18 protein-coding genes and 1 riboswitch are annotated in these 14,141 nt (G+C 70.7%); of the genes, 7 read left to right on the top strand and 11 right to left on the bottom strand.

The window, feature by feature from the left end; all coding sequences use genetic code 11:
- Positions 1–26 precede the first annotated feature (26 nt).
- From J7E89_RS31870 to J7E89_RS31835, 8 genes are all read right to left on the bottom strand, one after another.
- Positions 27–1,550 carry an alpha/beta hydrolase gene (locus J7E89_RS31870; RefSeq protein WP_214978476.1) on the bottom strand — a complete coding sequence of 508 codons (1,524 nt, stop codon included), beginning with the start codon at positions 1,548–1,550 and terminating at the stop codon, positions 27–29.
- Between the two features lie 228 nt (positions 1,551–1,778).
- Positions 1,779–2,546, bottom strand: coding sequence for an urease accessory protein UreD (locus J7E89_RS31865; protein ID WP_214978358.1), 768 nt, complete (start codon positions 2,544–2,546; stop codon positions 1,779–1,781).
- Positions 2,543–3,220, bottom strand: coding sequence for an urease accessory protein UreG (gene ureG, locus J7E89_RS31860; protein ID WP_214978356.1), 678 nt, complete (start codon positions 3,218–3,220; stop codon positions 2,543–2,545). Before ureG ends, J7E89_RS31865 begins: the two co-directional genes overlap by 4 nt.
- A gap of 22 nt (positions 3,221–3,242) precedes the next feature.
- Positions 3,243–3,953, bottom strand: a complete 711-nt coding sequence (locus J7E89_RS31855) for an urease accessory protein UreF (protein ID WP_214978355.1) — start codon at positions 3,951–3,953, stop codon at positions 3,243–3,245.
- Positions 3,954–3,955: 2 nt separating this feature from the next.
- Positions 3,956–5,677 carry an urease subunit alpha gene (locus J7E89_RS31850; RefSeq protein ID WP_214978354.1) on the bottom strand — a complete coding sequence of 574 codons (1,722 nt, stop codon included), beginning with the start codon at positions 5,675–5,677 and terminating at the stop codon, positions 3,956–3,958.
- A complete protein-coding gene (locus J7E89_RS31845; RefSeq protein WP_214978353.1) occupies positions 5,670–5,981 on the bottom strand; it encodes an urease subunit beta in 312 nt (103 codons plus the stop codon). The genes J7E89_RS31850 and J7E89_RS31845 overlap by 8 nt, the downstream gene beginning before the upstream one ends.
- 16 nt (positions 5,982–5,997) lie before the next feature.
- Positions 5,998–6,300 carry an urease subunit gamma gene (locus J7E89_RS31840; protein ID WP_214978352.1) on the bottom strand — a complete coding sequence of 101 codons (303 nt, stop codon included), beginning with the start codon at positions 6,298–6,300 and terminating at the stop codon, positions 5,998–6,000.
- A 474-nt stretch (positions 6,301–6,774) separates the two neighbouring features.
- Positions 6,775–7,056 (bottom strand): type II toxin-antitoxin system Phd/YefM family antitoxin, encoded by a 282-nt coding sequence (locus J7E89_RS31835; RefSeq protein WP_214978351.1) that lies wholly within the window; start codon positions 7,054–7,056, stop codon positions 6,775–6,777.
- A gap of 62 nt (positions 7,057–7,118) precedes the next feature.
- Here J7E89_RS31835 and J7E89_RS31830 point away from each other — a divergent pair, with 62 nt between their 5' ends.
- The 4 genes from J7E89_RS31830 (at position 7,119) to J7E89_RS31815 (ending at position 9,486) form a co-directional block, all read left to right on the top strand.
- Positions 7,119–7,766 (top strand): ATP-dependent Clp protease proteolytic subunit, encoded by a 648-nt coding sequence (locus J7E89_RS31830; RefSeq protein WP_214978350.1) that lies wholly within the window; start codon positions 7,119–7,121, stop codon positions 7,764–7,766.
- An 8-nt stretch (positions 7,767–7,774) separates the two neighbouring features.
- Entirely contained in the window at positions 7,775–8,083 is a 309-nt protein-coding gene (locus J7E89_RS31825) for a hypothetical protein (protein ID WP_214978349.1), read from the top strand.
- 312 nt (positions 8,084–8,395) lie between these two features.
- Positions 8,396–8,579: riboswitch (cyclic di-AMP (ydaO/yuaA leader) on the top strand.
- Positions 8,580–8,581: 2 nt separating this feature from the next.
- Positions 8,582–9,055: a C40 family peptidase gene (locus J7E89_RS31820; RefSeq protein ID WP_214978348.1), complete on the top strand. Its 474-nt coding sequence runs from the start codon at positions 8,582–8,584 to the stop codon at positions 9,053–9,055.
- 44 nt (positions 9,056–9,099) lie between these two features.
- Complete coding sequence (locus tag J7E89_RS31815) at positions 9,100–9,486, top strand: VOC family protein (protein WP_214978347.1); 387 nt, start codon at positions 9,100–9,102, stop codon at positions 9,484–9,486.
- Between the two features lie 19 nt (positions 9,487–9,505).
- Here the strand turns inward: J7E89_RS31815 and J7E89_RS31810 are convergent, their stop codons facing one another.
- Positions 9,506–10,144 (bottom strand): LysE family translocator, encoded by a 639-nt coding sequence (locus tag J7E89_RS31810; protein ID WP_214978345.1) that lies wholly within the window; start codon positions 10,142–10,144, stop codon positions 9,506–9,508.
- 85 nt (positions 10,145–10,229) lie between these two features.
- On the opposite strand from J7E89_RS31810, the gene J7E89_RS31805 reads away from it, so the two are divergent.
- Positions 10,230–11,144 (top strand): LysR family transcriptional regulator, encoded by a 915-nt coding sequence (locus tag J7E89_RS31805; RefSeq protein WP_214978343.1) that lies wholly within the window; start codon positions 10,230–10,232, stop codon positions 11,142–11,144.
- A 29-nt stretch (positions 11,145–11,173) separates the two neighbouring features.
- On the opposite strand, the gene J7E89_RS31800 is transcribed toward J7E89_RS31805, so the two are convergent.
- Positions 11,174–11,629 (bottom strand): ATP-binding protein, encoded by a 456-nt coding sequence (locus J7E89_RS31800; RefSeq protein WP_214978341.1) that lies wholly within the window; start codon positions 11,627–11,629, stop codon positions 11,174–11,176.
- A 227-nt stretch (positions 11,630–11,856) separates the two neighbouring features.
- On the opposite strand from J7E89_RS31800, the gene J7E89_RS31795 reads away from it, so the two are divergent.
- Together J7E89_RS31795 and J7E89_RS31790 are read left to right on the top strand one after the other, a co-directional pair.
- A complete protein-coding gene (locus J7E89_RS31795; protein WP_214978339.1) occupies positions 11,857–12,717 on the top strand; it encodes a helix-turn-helix transcriptional regulator in 861 nt (286 codons plus the stop codon).
- Between the two features lie 9 nt (positions 12,718–12,726).
- Entirely contained in the window at positions 12,727–12,963 is a 237-nt protein-coding gene (locus J7E89_RS31790) for a DUF397 domain-containing protein (RefSeq protein ID WP_214978337.1), read from the top strand.
- An 11-nt stretch (positions 12,964–12,974) separates the two neighbouring features.
- Here J7E89_RS31790 and J7E89_RS31785 read toward each other — a convergent pair whose 3' ends face one another.
- A complete protein-coding gene (locus tag J7E89_RS31785; RefSeq protein WP_214978335.1) occupies positions 12,975–14,132 on the bottom strand; it encodes an 8-amino-7-oxononanoate synthase in 1,158 nt (385 codons plus the stop codon).
- Positions 14,133–14,141: the final 9 nt, after the last annotated feature.

Below are 14,141 nucleotides of genomic sequence, written 5' to 3'. Positions count from 1 at the left end.
GGCCGCCCCCTCACCCGTTCAGACCGTTACGGCTTCGGTGTGGCGTGCGGGGCGCACGTCACATCGCGGCTGTCGGTCTTTCCGGTGAGCAGGTAGGTGTCCACCCGGTCGTTGACGCAGGGGTTCGCGATCCCGGTGACGCCGTGCGAGCCGGCGTCCTTCTCCGTGATCAGGCGCGAGCCCTTGAAGCGCTTGTGCAGCTCGACGGCGCCCTCGTACGGAGTGGCGGCGTCACGCTCGGCCTGCACGATCAGCACCTTCGGCAGCCCCTTGCCGGACTTCACGTTCAGCGGGGTCTGCTGCTTGGACGACCACGTGGCGCAGGGCAGGTTCATCCAGGCGTTGGCCCACGTCATGAACGGGTGGTCCTGGTGCAGCCTGGTGTTGTCCCGGTCCCACGTCTTCCAGCTGGTGGGCCACTTGGCGTCCGCGCACTCGACGGCCGTGTAGACGGCGTTGCCGTTCTCGGAGGCCGCGTTGCCCGCGGTGTTCGACATGTCCGGCGCGATCTCGTCGACGAGCGCCTTCGTGTCACCCGCGACGTACTTGCTCCAGATCTCGGCGGTGTGCGCCCAGGCGGAGTCGTAGTACGGCGCACTCTGGAAGAAACCGACGAGCTCGGCCGGGCCGACGACTCCGCCGATCGGGCTCTGCTTGGCGGTGGCGCGCAGCTTCACCCACTGCTGTTCGACCTTCTCGGGGGTGTCCCCGAGGTGGTAGGTCGCGTCGTTCTTGGCGACCCACTGCTTCCAGTCGTCCCAGCGCATCTGGAAGGCGACGTCCTGGTCCAGGTTGGCCTGGTACCAGATCTTCTCCTTCGACGGGTTGACCACGCTGTCGACGACCATGCGGCGGACGTGGTCCGGGAACAGCGTTCCGTAGACCGCGCCCAGGTACGTGCCGTACGAGACGCCGAGGAAGTTCAGCTTCTTCTCACCGAGCGCGGCGCGGACGACGTCCAGGTCGCGTGCGGTGTTCGGCGTGGTCATGTGCGGCAGCAGCCAGCCGCTGCGCTCCTGGCAGCCGTCCGCATACTCGGCGGCCAGCTTGCGCTGGGCGCGCTTGTCGGCCTCGCTGTCGGGCACCGGGTCGAGCTTCGGAGCCTTGACGAACTCCTCGGGGTCGACGCAGGAGATGGGCGAGGAGTGCCCGACACCGCGCGGGTCAAAGCCCACGAAGTCGTACGCCTTGGCCATCTTCGTGTAGATCGGGTTCTTCTTGGTGACCCGCGTGGGGAACCTCATGCCCGAGCCGCCGGGGCCGCCGGGGTTGTAGAGGAGAGCGCCCTGGCGGTCTTCCTGGGAGCCGGTGTTGCCGATGCGGTCGACGGCTATCTTTATCTTCCGGCCGTTCGGCTTGGCGTAGTCGACCGGGACGGTGACCCAGCCGCACTGGATGGGCTTGTCGATGCCCCAGTCGGCCGGGCAGTCGCGCCAGTCGATGCCCGTCTTCGCGGCGCGGTCGGCGGCGATCTGTACGCCGCGCGCCTCGGACGTGCTGGTGCTGCGGCCCTCGGCGCCGACGGCCGGCGCTGCCATCGCGCCGGCCATCAAGGTGCCCGCTATGAGAGTGCCGGCGGAGCCGAGCGCTGCTGTACGCCTCAAGTGGTGCCTCCCCCTGTGAGTGTTGTGCCGTACCTGACGACAATGGTCATTGGGTCAGATCATGTACGGGCGCATCCTGTCGCCTGAAGGGCTCCTGGCAACAGCCCGTACTCGTGTTTCTTTACCAATCCCATAACCGGAGAGCCGTGTCCCGCTGAGCGGTGCACATGGCGGTCACCCAAATGTCTGAAGTGCCCCGTCCAGTACGCGCCGCAGCCGCAGCGCGTCGACCGCCACCGCCGTCACCAGCACGGCGGGCCCGGCGAGCGGGGTGAGGACCGCACTGTCGCCCAGAAGAGTGGTTTCTGGTGGTTTGTGCTCAAAGTCTGGGTTTACGACGATGAGTTGGCCGGTCGCCCGGTGCCCACCGAGCACCGCTCCCCCGTCCCAGCCGCCAGGCGCCCCCGGACCGTACGACAGTTCCTGGTCAAGCAGCGGGCGGCCGGCCCGCATGACGGTGAGGCGGGTGGTGAGCGTGCCGGACTCCTCGCCGTACCGGCCGAGAATCTGCTCCTCGCGCAGGACCAGACGAGCGGATGCGGCGAGCTCGACGCGGGTGGTCATGCGAAGGTCGCTGCCGCGGGCCGAGATGAGCGGTTCCGGCAGCCAGCGCAGGTGGGCGTCGGCTCCGGCCGTCAGCCGCACGTCGTAGCGCGCGGGCAGGCCGCCGCGGCCGGGCAGGGCCACCGTGGCGGCGGCCGAGTCCACGGCGAGCGCGGCGCCGTCCCGTACCTGTGCCTCGACGGCCAGCCGGTCACCGCCCAGCGGTGCGCTCATCGCGCCGACGACGGTGACACGGGCGTACGCACCGGTGCCACGCGTGCGGCGCAGGGCGAGCGGCCCGTCACTCTCCAGGACGGGCAGGCGGGTGCCGCCCCGGCCGTCGGGGACAGCGCGGATCCTGGCAGTCGCCGCGATGCCCGTCGGCGCCACGGTGGTCATGCGGACCAGACGGCGAGCTGTGCGCGGACCCAGTCGGCCACCGGCTTCACGCCGTCGGCCGAGGTCAACGAGGTGAAGGCGACGGGGAGTTCGCCGCGCTGCGCCTCGGCGTCGCGGGCCATGCGGCCGAGGTCGGAGCCGACGTACGGCGCGAGGTCGGTCTTGTTGATGACCAGCAGATCGGCTGTCGTGACGCCCGGGCCGCCCTTGCGCGGGATGTCGTCACCGCCCGCCACGTCGATGACGAAGACCTGTGCGTCGACGAGCCCTCTGGAGAAGGTCGCGGTGAGGTTGTCGCCGCCCGACTCGACCAGGATCAGGTCGAGCGGTCCCACCGCGTCCTCCAGGTCCTCGACCGCTTCGAGGTTGGCGGAGATGTCATCACGGATGGCGGTGTGGGGGCAGGCGCCGGTCTCGACGGCCTGGATGCGCTCGGGCGGCAAGACGGCGTTACGGAGCAGGAATTCGGCGTCCTCGCGTGTGTAGATGTCGTTGGTGACGACGGCGATCGACAGCTCTTCGCGCAGCTCGCGGCAGAGGGCGGCGACAGTCGCGGTCTTGCCGGAGCCGACCGGGCCGCCGAGTCCGATGCGCAGGGCGCGCTTCGTACCGTCGGGGCGGGCGGCGTCGGCGCTGACGGCCATGGCCCTGTCGTGACTGTGGTCGAGGTGCATGGTGTGCGGCTCCTAAGCGGTGTTACGAGGCGAAGAGGCGTACGGGCCAGGCCGCGTGCGCCTCCGCCGTGATGTCGAGCAGCGGCGCCGAAGCGGCGGGCAGCGCGCCGGTGCCTTCGTCCCGTGCGCGGTGGGCCGCTTCGGCGGCGCGCCGCGCGACCTGGTCGAGTTCGGGTGCGAGGCGGGCGAGGACGCCGGTGGCCTCGAAGGGGTCCAGGCCGAGGAGGCGTACCACCGCGGTGGCGGGCCCGCCGACGCTCTCGTACGCGACGCAGTGTGCGGCGTCCTGCGGTCCGAGCCCCGCCGCGCGGGCGGTGACGCCGAGCACGACGGGCTGGTGCGCGCCGCGCGGGCGGGCGGCGGCCAGCGCGTCGAGCGCGTCGCACGGCCAGGTGGCGCGGGCGGCGCGCATCAGCTGCCGGCCGAGCTTGCGCGCCGTCGCCCGCAGGGCGGGTGACGGCGTACGGGCGTCGGCGGCCTCGTCGAGTTCGAGCGCGTCCACGCCGAGGGCCGCGGCGGCGGCGAGCGCCGCCGAGGTGAGGCCGGTGGTGTGCAGGCGGCCCCGGCAGAAGGCGGCGAGGTCCGTGGCATCGCGGATACGCCCCGCCTTGACGGCCGCCTCGGCGCCACCGGAGTGGGCGTGGCCACCGGCCGGGAACCGCCCGTCCGCGAGCACGAGAAGGGCGGCCCGTGATCCGTGCGCCGGGTACTCGCCGCGAGTGGAGATATCCATGGTCAGAACAGGAAGTAGCGCTGGGCCATGGGCAGTTCGGCCGCCGGCGCCGGTTCGACCGCGTCGCCGTCGATCGTCACCGTGAAGGTGTCCGGGTCGACCTCGACACGCGGGAGGGCGTCGTTCTCGCGCATGTCGGCCTTAGTGACCCGCCGCGTGTTCCTGATGGGTACGAACCGCTTCCCGAGCCCGAGGCGTTCGGGCAGCCCGTCCTCGATCGCCGCCTGTGCCACGAAGTTGAAGGAGTTGGCGGCGGGAGCCCTGCCGAGCGCCCCGAACATCGGCCGTGGCATCACCGGCTGGGGGGTCGGGATGGAGGCGTTGGCGTCGCCCATCTGCGCGTACGCGATCTGTCCGCCCTTGATGACCAACTGCGGCTTGACGCCGAAGAAGGCGGGCTCCCACAACACGAGGTCGGCGAGCTTTCCGCTCTCGACCGAACCGATCTCGTGGTCGAGGCCCTGCGCGACGGCCGGGTTGATCGTGTACTTGGCGACATAGCGACGCGCACGGTGGTTGTCGGCGCGGCCGTCGCCCGGCAGCGCGCCCCGGCGCTTCTTCATCACGTGCGCGGTCTGCCAGGTGCGCAGCGCGACCTCACCGATGCGGCCCATCGCCTGCGAGTCGGAGGAGATGATCGAGATCGCGCCGAGGTCGTGCAGGATGTCCTCGGCCGCGATGGTGGAGGGCCGGATCCGGGACTCGGCGAAGGCCAGGTCCTCCGGCACGGCCGGGTTGAGGTGGTGGCAGACCATCAGCATGTCGAGGTGTTCGTCGATGGTGTTGTCGGTGTGCGGCCGGGTCGGGTTGGTGGAGCTGGGCAGGACGTACGGCTCGGAGACGACCGTGATGATGTCCGGTGCGTGCCCGCCGCCCGCTCCCTCGGTGTGGTACGCGTGGATGGTGCGCCCGGCGATGGCGGCGAGGGTGTCGCCGACGAACCCGGCCTCGTTCAACGTGTCGGTGTGGATGGCGAGCTGAGCACCCGTCTCCTCGCACACGCCGAGGCAGGCGTCGATGACGGCGGGCGTCGCGCCCCAGTCCTCGTGAATCTTGAACCCGAGCGCGCCGCCCCGCAGTTGGGCGTGCATCGCGTCGCGCGACATCGTGTTGCCCTTGCCGAGCAGCCCGATGTTGACGGGGTAGTGCTCCAGCGCCTCGAACATCCGGGCCAGGTGCCAGCCACCGGGCGTGACCGTGGTGGCCTTGGTGCCCTCGGCGGGTCCGGTGCCGCCGCCGACGAGCGTGGTGATGCCGCAGGACAGCGCCTGGTCGACGACGGTCGGCGAGATGAAGTGCACGTGCGCGTCGATGGTGCCGGCGGTGAGGATCTTGCCGTTGCCCGCGATGATCTCGGTCTCGGGGCCGATGACCAGGTCGGGGTGTACGCCGTCCATGGTGTCGGGGTTGCCGGCCTTGCCGATGCCGGTGATCCGCCCGTCCCGCAGGCCGATGTCGGCCTTGACGATGCCCCAGTGGTCGAGGATCACCGCGCCCGTGATGACGGTGTCGGGAGCCCCCTCGGCGCGGGTCGTACGCGCCTGGCCCATGGACTCGCGGATGACCTTGCCGCCGCCGAACACCGCCTCGTCACCGGCGCGCCCGGGTCCGCCGCAGCGGTCCTCCTCGATCTCGATGAGCAGGTCCGTGTCGGCGAGGCGGATGCGGTCGCCGGTGGTGGGGCCGAACAGGTCGGCGTACACGGGGCGTACGAGCTCAGGCATCGAGGGCACCTCCGGTGGTCCCACGCAGTCCGGCGACGATGCGCCGGCCGCCGACGGGGACGAGTTCGACGTCGACGGGGATGCCGGGCTCGAAGCGCACGGCGGTGCCCGCGGCGATGTTCAGCCGCAGGCCGCGGGCGGCGGCCCGGTCGAAGTCGAGGCCGGGGTTGGCCTCGGCGAAGTGGTAGTGGGAGCCGACCTGGACGGGCCGGTCGGCCGCGTTGAGGACGGTGATACGGGTGACGGGCAGGCCCTCGTTGAGGGGGACCGGGTCGTCGGCGTACAGGATTTCTCCGGGGATCATCGGCCGCGTCTCCCCGTCAGGCGATCGGTTCGTGGACGGTGACGAGCTTGGTGCCGTCCGGGAAGGTCGCCTCGACCTGTACGTCGTGGATCATCTCGGGGATGCCTTCCATCACGTCGTCGCGGGTGAGCACCTTGCGGCCCGACGACATGAGCTCGGCGACGCTGCGGCCGTCGCGGGCGCCTTCGAGGATGTGGGACGTGATGAGGGCGATCGATTCGGGGTGATTGAGCCTCACGCCGCGAGCGCGGCGCTTCTCCGCCACATCGGCCGCCACATGGATGAGCAGTCTTTCCTGCTCGTGCGGGGTCAATTGCACGCGTCCCACCTCACAGTCCTCGCACCGGACCGCCCGGTCCGGCTGCCACGGCTACCGCGACGGACATAGATGTATCACGCATCTAGCAGGTGGGATTCCGGCACCCCTCCTGCGACTTCCTGTCCGTTCCGGCGCCTGGTGCGGCAGGCTAGTTGCGCGGGGTTTCGGACGCGTTAACTGAGATGTCCCCAAGTTGACGCCGCCGGGCCCAAAGCGTCCGCCGCCGCGCGATCGCGGCGGTCGTCCTTGTTCCCGCCGTCGTGGCCCTCGCGCCATGGGCCTTTCGCCCGGCCCGCCGCCCGCCCCCGATCGAGGACCGCGTCGTATACGGCGCCGTGGCCGTCACCCCGCCAGGGGGCGACCTGCCGCCCGAGTCGGTCGGCGCGATCGGGCCCCGGCGGGCTGACGGCAGCACAAGGGCCGGCCGCGCGTGTCCCCGCCGGCGCGGGCGCACGGCCCTTTCGTACGCGCTTTTCAGCTGTCGGGGGCTTCGCCGCGGTGCTCGGCGGCGATGCCGAAGCGGCGCCGTTCGCCCGGAGCGGACGACGCCGAGCCGATCGTCGAGACGGAACTGATCACCGACTCCTCCGCCACCTCCTGCCCACCCTCGAGTCGTTCCAGGTCAGCGGCCGAAACCAGCGCCACCAGCGGCTTCCCGTGCCGGGTCACGACCACCCTTTCGCCGCCGTAGACGACGCGATTGATCAGCTCGGCTAGCTCTGCCCGGGCTTGCGTCACCGGAATCTCGTAGGCCATGCTCCCCATAGTACGAGCTGTACGTCCTGTACATTTTTTACAGAGCCTGCGGAGGCACCGCCATGTACCGACGACCGACCACCCACAGCGCGCGCTACGTACTGCCGGAGTTCACGGAGCGCACCAGCACCGGGAGCCGCACCCTCGATCCGTACTCGAAGCTGCTCGAAGAGCGGATCGTCTTCCTGGGAACGGCCGTCGACGACACCGCGGCCAATGACGTGATGGCACAGTTCATGCATCTCGAACACGCCGCCCCCGACCGGGACATCTCGCTCTACATCAACTCCCCCGGCGGCTCGCACACCGCCATGTCCGCGATCTACGACACGGTCCAGTTCGTCTCCTGCGACGTCGAGACGATCTGTCTGGGCCAGGCCGCCTCCTCCGCCGCACTGCTGCTCGCGGCCGGCACACCGGGCAAGCGCCTCGCGCTGCCGGGCGCCCGGGTGCTGCTCAGTCAGCCCTCCATCGCCGAGCCCGTGCACGGCCAGCCCTCCGACCTGGAGATCGAGGCACGGGAGTTGGAGCGGATGCGGGAGATGCTCGCCCAACTCCTCGCGCGGCACACCGGGCAGAGCGTGGAGCGGGTCGACGACGACATCGAGCGCGACAAGGTGTTCACGGCCGAAGCGGCGGCGGCGTACGGCCTGGTGGACCATGTCGTGCCGAGCCGCAAGGCCACGCTCGTCTCGTCCGCGGCGAGGTGAATCCGCGCATGCTGCCGCCCGAACTGCCGCCGCTGCCCGCACTGACACGCGCGGAGTGCGATTTCGTCGACCGCTACCTCGAAGTGCTCGACCTGGTGGGGCGTATCAATCCCGCGCACGGCGCCGATACCTACAGCGCGCTGCGGGCGGCCCAGACCCTCGCCGGGAAGGCCGCCGGTCTGCGGGACGCCCTGGCACTGATGCACGAGCGGGGTGAGACGCGCCTGCATGCCGCCACGCTCGCACAGGCTTTGCGGGTGCTCGACGGCGAGCGGCGGGCGGGCCGTGTCACCCTCCCGCCCGCGTCCGCGAGTTGAGTACGCGCGACCGCTTACCCCATTGGCGTACGAGAAGGGCTCATCCAAACGGGGTAGGAAATACCTGAACAGCGGTACGGCTCAACTTGCGCAACACGCCTACTCGCTGGGCGGAATGACTCGTTCCAGTGCTGGTACAGCGGTCGCCGGGCCCCTGCGCCCGGATCCGAAAATGCCCCTGTCCACCCGAACGGGTCATCGGTGAGCAGCCTCACAAACCGTCGTTTCGGCTCGGAAATCCGGCGGTTCATGAGTCAAGATCCCTGGGACGACAAGCCCCCGCCACCGCGGCGGGGCGGTCCGGGCGGACGCTGAGTCCTGCCGCCGTTCCGGATGACTGGTCGACAGGAGTGCATCGGCAGGAGTGGAGGACCCAGGCAGTACGGGGTGACCGGAGACGGTCGTCCCTCGGGGTGAAGCCGCAGTACGCGGCCGGGCATCTTCGCCTGTCCGAACCCGACAGGTCATCCTTCACAGGCGGCTGACGAAGGGTTGCGCATGACCGCGCACAGGAATCTTCCGACCGTACTGTCCCGGGCCGGAGCCGCTTCGGCTCTCACCCTCGCCGCGATCGGCGGCACGATGCTGGCGCCGGGGGCCGTCCCCGAGGCACACGCCGCATCGCTCTCCGCGAAGGCGCTCAACGTCGCCGCGTCGAAGAAGGGCGCCCCGTACAAGTACGGGGCGACGGGCCCGAGCCGGTTCGACTGCTCCGGGTTGACGCTCTATTCGTACAAGAAGGCCGGCAAGACCCTGCCGCGCACCGCCCAGTCCCAGTACAACAAGACCCGGCACATCTCCGCCTCCAGCCGACAGCGCGGTGACCTGGTCTTCTTCCACTCCGGGGGGAGTGTGTACCACGTGGGCATCTACGCGGGGAGCGGTAAAATCTGGCACTCCCCCAAGTCGGGAGCCGTGGTGAGGCTGGAGAAGATCTGGTCCAAGAGCGTCCGGTACGGCCGGGTGCGCTGAATATTCCCTGCCGACTGTCGGTCCGCGCAGGTACGTTCGCCGACATGACCTTTCTGAATCCGGTACGTCACATCACCTTCGACGCCCACGACCCGTATGCCATCGCCGAGTTCTGGTCCCACCTGACCGGCTACAAGCTGCTGGACGAACCGGGCGACGACGAAGTCCTGATCGATCCGGAGCAACCCAATGTGCCCGGGCTTCTGTTCATCCAGGTACCTGAGGGAAAGACCGTCAAGAACCGCATCCACCTCGACATCCAGCCGGCGCACGGCACGCGGGATGCCGAGGTGGAGCGGCTCGCCGCGCTCGGTGCGCGGATCGTCAGCGACCGGCGCGTCGAGGACGGCCGCGGCTGGGTGGTCATGGCCGACCCCGAGGGCAACGAATTCTGCGTGGAGCGCGGCGCGGAGGAGATACGGCCCGCCTGAGTACGGGCCGGCGCCCGAGTTACGTGGCCGCCGCAACCGGGCCTGCCAGCAGGACCACCCCGAGCACGACGAGCGCGGCCCCGCTGACCGCTTCCACAGCGCGGGCCGCGCCCGGCCGCCGCAGCCACCCGCCGAGCCCGTCCACCAGCAGGGCCACGGCGGGGAACCACAGCAGCGCGAGTACGACGACGATCGCGGCGAGCAGCAGTGTCCTGGGCAGCGGCTGCTGTTCCCCCGGCACGAACTGGGGCAGCAGGCTGAGAAAGAGCACCGGCGCCTTGGGGTTGAGTGCGTTGGTGAGGAAGCCCTGGCGCAGACTGCGGCCGACGCCCCGGGCCGCGGCCGCCCCGGTCCCGTTCCGCTGCGGCGCCGGGCGACGCAGCGCGGACCGCAGGGCCCGGTAGCCGAGGTAGAGGATGTAGGCGCCGCCGAGCAGCTGAATCGCGCGGAAGAGCGCCGGTACGGCGACGAGTACGGCCGCGAGCCCGGCCACGGCGAGCGCCGTGTGGACCACGAGCCCGCCCGCTACCCCTACCGCGCACGCGACCCCGTCCCGGCGTGACGCCAGTGCGTTGCGTACGACGACGGTGAAATCAGCGCCGGGCATGGCGACCATGCCCGCGGCCACGCCGGTGAAGGCGACGAGTTGTGCGTCCATGCGCTCAAGCCTGGCCGGTCCAAGCCTTTAGCATGTACTTGGAATCTTGTGGGTCTGCCTAAAGGGATGCTTAAGGAGCGGACGGATGTACGACCCGACACGGCTCGCCGCGCTGGTGGCGGTCGCCGAGGCCGGTTCAATCACCCGGGCCGCCGCGCGCCTCGGCTACACCGCGCCCGCCCTGTCCCAGCAGCCCGCCAAGCTGGAGCGGGAGGCGGGCGCCGCCCTGCTGGTACGCCACCACCGCGGGGCCCGTCTGACGGCCGCGGGCGAACTGCTGGCGGCGCGGGCCCGGCGCGTACTCGACGAGATGGACCAGGCGCGGCACGAACTCGCGCAGCTCGCGGGACTGTCCGGTGGGCGCCTGCGCGTCGGTACGTTCACCACGGCCGGGATCCATCTGCTGCCGCCCGTGCTCAGTGCGTTCCGTCGCGCCCATCCCGACGTGGAGCTCGCCGTCGCCGATTACGAGCCGCCGCACGGTGTCTCGGCGGTGGCCTCGGGCGCGGTCGACCTGGCGCTGACCCATGCGTACGAACCCGCACCCCCGGTGCCGCTGCCCTCCACAGTGGCGGCGGAGCCACTGCTGGACGAGGAGCTCGTACTGGTGACGGCGCCCGGGCACGCGCTCTCCGGCGGGTCGGGGCGGCTGCCGGTGGCCGAGCTCGCGGGGCAGCCGCTGATCAGCAGTGCGCCCTCGCATCCGCCCCGGCAGGGCGTGGAGGCGGCGCTGGCCGCGGCGGGGGCGACCCCGGCGGTGGTGTGCGAGTCGCCGGGTTACGCCCTGGTGTGCGCGCTGGTCAGCGCGGGGCTCGGGGTGGCCGTGGTGCCCGAGATGGTCGCCGCGATGGCGATGACCCCCTTGGGCGTACGGGCACTGGAGCCGGCCGGGCTGCGACGCACGATCTCGGTGGTGCACCGGCCCGGCGAGGCGAGCCCGGCGGCGGACACGCTGCGCGCGCTGTTGCGCGGCGCCTTCGGCCGGGCTTCCGCCGCCTGATCCGGGGCGTGCTGCTCGGGACGGAGGGCCTACTGCTGCACTGGCTGCTGGACGGGCTGCTGGACGGGGACGGTCCACGGCAGCTCGATCCACACGGTCTTGCCGCCCTCCTCGGTGGGCCGGACGGAGACCCGCCCGCCACACTCGGCGGTCAGCCAGCGGATGATCACTATGCCGCGCCCGTTGTCCTGCTGGACGGCCGCGGGAAGCCGTTTCGGCCAGCGGGGGTGGCTGTCGGTGACGCCGATGCGAAGCTGCTCGTCCCGCTCCAGCCGCACGTCCACGGTGAAAGTGGGCGACTGCCCGAAGGTGTGCTGAACGGCATTGGTGGCCAGTTCCGAAACGATCAGCCGTACCGTATCGGCGGCGTCGGATCCCGGGGGCATGCCCCACTCGCCGAGAATCTCCGCGACATATCTCCTCGCCGCGGAGACCGAGGCTGGCTCGCTCGGCAGAGTGACGGATACTTCCTGGTGGTCTGCCATGGCGACGCTGTCCCTTTCCCACCGGGGCCGGACTCCGACTCGTAGCGGATGAACTTCGAGGACGGCCTCGGATTGTGCTTCGCGCCAGAGTGCCACTCATGGTGCCGCGATAGGGGGTGATCCCCCAAGATATGCATATATCTGTCGCTCAAAGCGGTGAACTCTGCTACGCGAGACCGTATTCGGGCTCGTACCCGTGCATCCTCGCCCGTTGGAGGGAGGCGGAAATGCGGCACAGTCCGGCGGTACGTCGGCGCAAGCTCGGCGAGGAGCTGCGGAGACTGCGCGACAGGGCGGGGCTCACCAGCCCCGAGGCCGCCCGCCTGGTCGGGTGGCACCAGTCCAAGGTGAGCAGGATCGAGACGGGGCGCAGCGCCGTGAAGCCGTCCGACGTGACCCGGCTGCTCGACGCGTACGGAGTGACGGATCCCCAACTCATGGAACTGGTGGACGCGTTGACCGGACCGCCGGCCCACGAGGGCGGCCGGCACTGGTGGCATGCGTACCGCGGCCTGCTGCCGCCCCAGTACCGTGACCTCATCAGCCTGGAGTCGCAGGCGAGTTCGGCGCGCACGCTGGAGACCACGGTGGTGCCCGGTCTGCTCCAGACGCCGGACTACGCGCGGGCGGTGACACGGGCCGCGCTGGCGCACCTGCCGGCGACGAAAGTCGATTCGCTGGTCGAGGTGCGGATCGCCCGCCAGAAGGTGCTGCGGGCGGCGGCGCCACTGGAATTGAGTGCGGTGCTGGACGAGGCGGTTCTGCGTCGGCCGGTGGGCGGCCGGCAGATCATGAAAGAGCAGTTACGGAAGTTACTGGCGGTGGCAGAATTGCCTCATGTCCGTTTACAGGTGCTGCCGTTCGAGTCCGGAGCGCACATTGGACTCACGGGCCCTTTCATTATCTTCTCCTTTCCGAACATAGTTGATCTGAATGTGGTTGTTATCGACCACTTGACGAGTAGTCTCTACCTCGAACGGAAAGAAGACCTCAAGGCGTACGACGCCGCGTTCAACACACTTCAGGCACAGGCCCTTTCACCCCAGGAGTCATCCGCTCTCATCGCCCGCATCGGCGATGTCCGGTAGGGAGGCACCATGTCCGCACCCCTTGCGAACGTACCTTCCAGCACTTCCCCCCACGGACCCCAGTGGCAGCGCAGCAGCCGCAGCACCGGGATGAACAACTGCGTCGAGGCGGCCCGCCTCGCCGACGGCCTGCTGGCCGTGCGCGATTCCAAGAACGTCACACGACCCGCCCTGCTCTTCGCGGCGGACACGTGGACATGCTTCCTGTCGGCGGTGCGCGACGAGGCGCTCGGCGCGGGAAGTTGACCCAGTGAGTGTCAGAAGGCGGCGGTGGGCGCGGTCCGCACGACCGTGGCCACCGCTTCCTCGATCTGCTGGTCGGTCAGGTCCGCCCGAGCGGTCAGCCTGAGCCGGGAGATCCCGTCCGGCACCGAAGGCGGACGGAAACAGCCCACCACCAGACCGGCCGCCCGGCAGTCAGCGGCCCACCGCACCGCCGCCTCCGGCGAGGGCGCCAGAACCGACACCACGGCGGCGTCCGGGCGTACGGCGGACAGGCCCGCGTCCGTCAGTCCCCGGTGCAGCGACACCGCGACGGCACGGGCCCTCGCCGCCAGCTCCGGCTCCCGGCGCAGCAGCCGTACGCTCGCCAGCGCGGCACCCGCGGCAGCCGGCGCAAGACCGGTGTCGAAGATGAACGTACGGGCCGTGTTGACCAGGTGGTCGATGACCCGGGCCGGGCCGAGGACCGCTCCGCCCTGGCTGCCCAGAGACTTGGAGAGCGTGAGGGTGGCGACCACGCCGTCCGTACCCGCCAGGCCCGCCGCGTTCAGTGCGCCCCTGCCTCCGTCGCCGAGTACCCCGAGGCCGTGGGCGTCATCGACGAGGAGGGCGGCTCCGTACGCGCGGCAGGCGGCCGCCAGTTCCGGCAGGGGCGCGGCGTCGCCGTCGACCGAGAAGACGGAGTCGGTGACGGCGAGGGCGCGGCCGTCGTGCGCGTCGAGCGTCTTGCGTACGGCGTCGGGGTCGGCGTGCGGCACGACCGAGGTGGTGGCGCGCGAGAGCCGGCAGCCGTCGACGATCGAGGCGTGGTTGAGGGCGTCGGAGACGATCAGCGAACCGTGACCGCCGAGCGCGGTGAGGGCGGCGAGGTTGGCGGCGTAACCGGAGGAAAGGACGAGGGCCGCCTCGAACCCGCAGAAATCGGCCAATTCCCGCTCAAGTTCGGCGTGCAGTTGGGTGCTGCCGGTGACGAGCCGGGAGCCGGTGGCGCCGCCGCCCCAGCGGCGGGCGGCCTCCGCGGCGGCGGAGGTGACCTCCGGGCGGTGGGTGAGTCCGAGGTAGTCGTTGCTCGCGAGGTCGAGCAGGGGGGACTCGGCGGGGCGTGGGCGCAGGGTCCTGACGAGCCCGGCCCTGGCGCGCAGCGCCGCCTGCTCGTCGATCCAGCCGAACGGGTCGAACGGTCCCTGGGGCATGGCGGAGTC

This window comes from Streptomyces sp. ISL-100 (genome assembly GCF_018614615.1).
In the GTDB taxonomy this organism is placed as follows: domain Bacteria; phylum Actinomycetota; class Actinomycetes; order Streptomycetales; family Streptomycetaceae; genus Streptomyces.
This window is presented reverse-complemented; position numbering and strand designations above follow the sequence as displayed.

Bases quoted from the DNA above. Each gene is read 5' to 3' on its own strand.
- J7E89_RS31820 (WP_214978348.1), top strand. From the start codon at position 8,582: ATGACCGCGCACAGGAATCTTCCGACCGTACTGTCCCGGGCCGGAGCC.
- J7E89_RS31845 (WP_214978353.1), bottom strand. From the start codon at position 5,981: ATGATCCCCGGAGAAATCCTGTACGCCGACGACCCGGTCCCCCTCAAC.
- J7E89_RS31825 (WP_214978349.1), top strand. From the start codon at position 7,775: ATGCTGCCGCCCGAACTGCCGCCGCTGCCCGCACTGACACGCGCGGAG.
- J7E89_RS31830 (WP_214978350.1), top strand. From the start codon at position 7,119: ATGTACCGACGACCGACCACCCACAGCGCGCGCTACGTACTGCCGGAG.
- J7E89_RS31805 (WP_214978343.1), top strand. From the start codon at position 10,230: ATGTACGACCCGACACGGCTCGCCGCGCTGGTGGCGGTCGCCGAGGCC.
- ureG (WP_214978356.1), bottom strand. From the start codon at position 3,220: ATGCACCTCGACCACAGTCACGACAGGGCCATGGCCGTCAGCGCCGAC.
- J7E89_RS31800 (WP_214978341.1), bottom strand. From the start codon at position 11,629: ATGGCAGACCACCAGGAAGTATCCGTCACTCTGCCGAGCGAGCCAGCC.
- J7E89_RS31855 (WP_214978355.1), bottom strand. From the start codon at position 3,953: ATGGATATCTCCACTCGCGGCGAGTACCCGGCGCACGGATCACGGGCC.
- J7E89_RS31870 (WP_214978476.1), bottom strand. From the start codon at position 1,550: ATGGCCGGCGCGATGGCAGCGCCGGCCGTCGGCGCCGAGGGCCGCAGC.
- J7E89_RS31785 (WP_214978335.1), bottom strand. From the start codon at position 14,132: ATGCCCCAGGGACCGTTCGACCCGTTCGGCTGGATCGACGAGCAGGCG.
- J7E89_RS31850 (WP_214978354.1), bottom strand. From the start codon at position 5,677: ATGCCTGAGCTCGTACGCCCCGTGTACGCCGACCTGTTCGGCCCCACC.
- J7E89_RS31835 (WP_214978351.1), bottom strand. From the start codon at position 7,056: ATGGCCTACGAGATTCCGGTGACGCAAGCCCGGGCAGAGCTAGCCGAG.
- J7E89_RS31790 (WP_214978337.1), top strand. From the start codon at position 12,727: ATGTCCGCACCCCTTGCGAACGTACCTTCCAGCACTTCCCCCCACGGA.
- J7E89_RS31865 (WP_214978358.1), bottom strand. From the start codon at position 2,546: ATGACCACCGTGGCGCCGACGGGCATCGCGGCGACTGCCAGGATCCGC.
- J7E89_RS31810 (WP_214978345.1), bottom strand. From the start codon at position 10,144: ATGGACGCACAACTCGTCGCCTTCACCGGCGTGGCCGCGGGCATGGTC.
- J7E89_RS31795 (WP_214978339.1), top strand. From the start codon at position 11,857: ATGCGGCACAGTCCGGCGGTACGTCGGCGCAAGCTCGGCGAGGAGCTG.
- J7E89_RS31815 (WP_214978347.1), top strand. From the start codon at position 9,100: ATGACCTTTCTGAATCCGGTACGTCACATCACCTTCGACGCCCACGAC.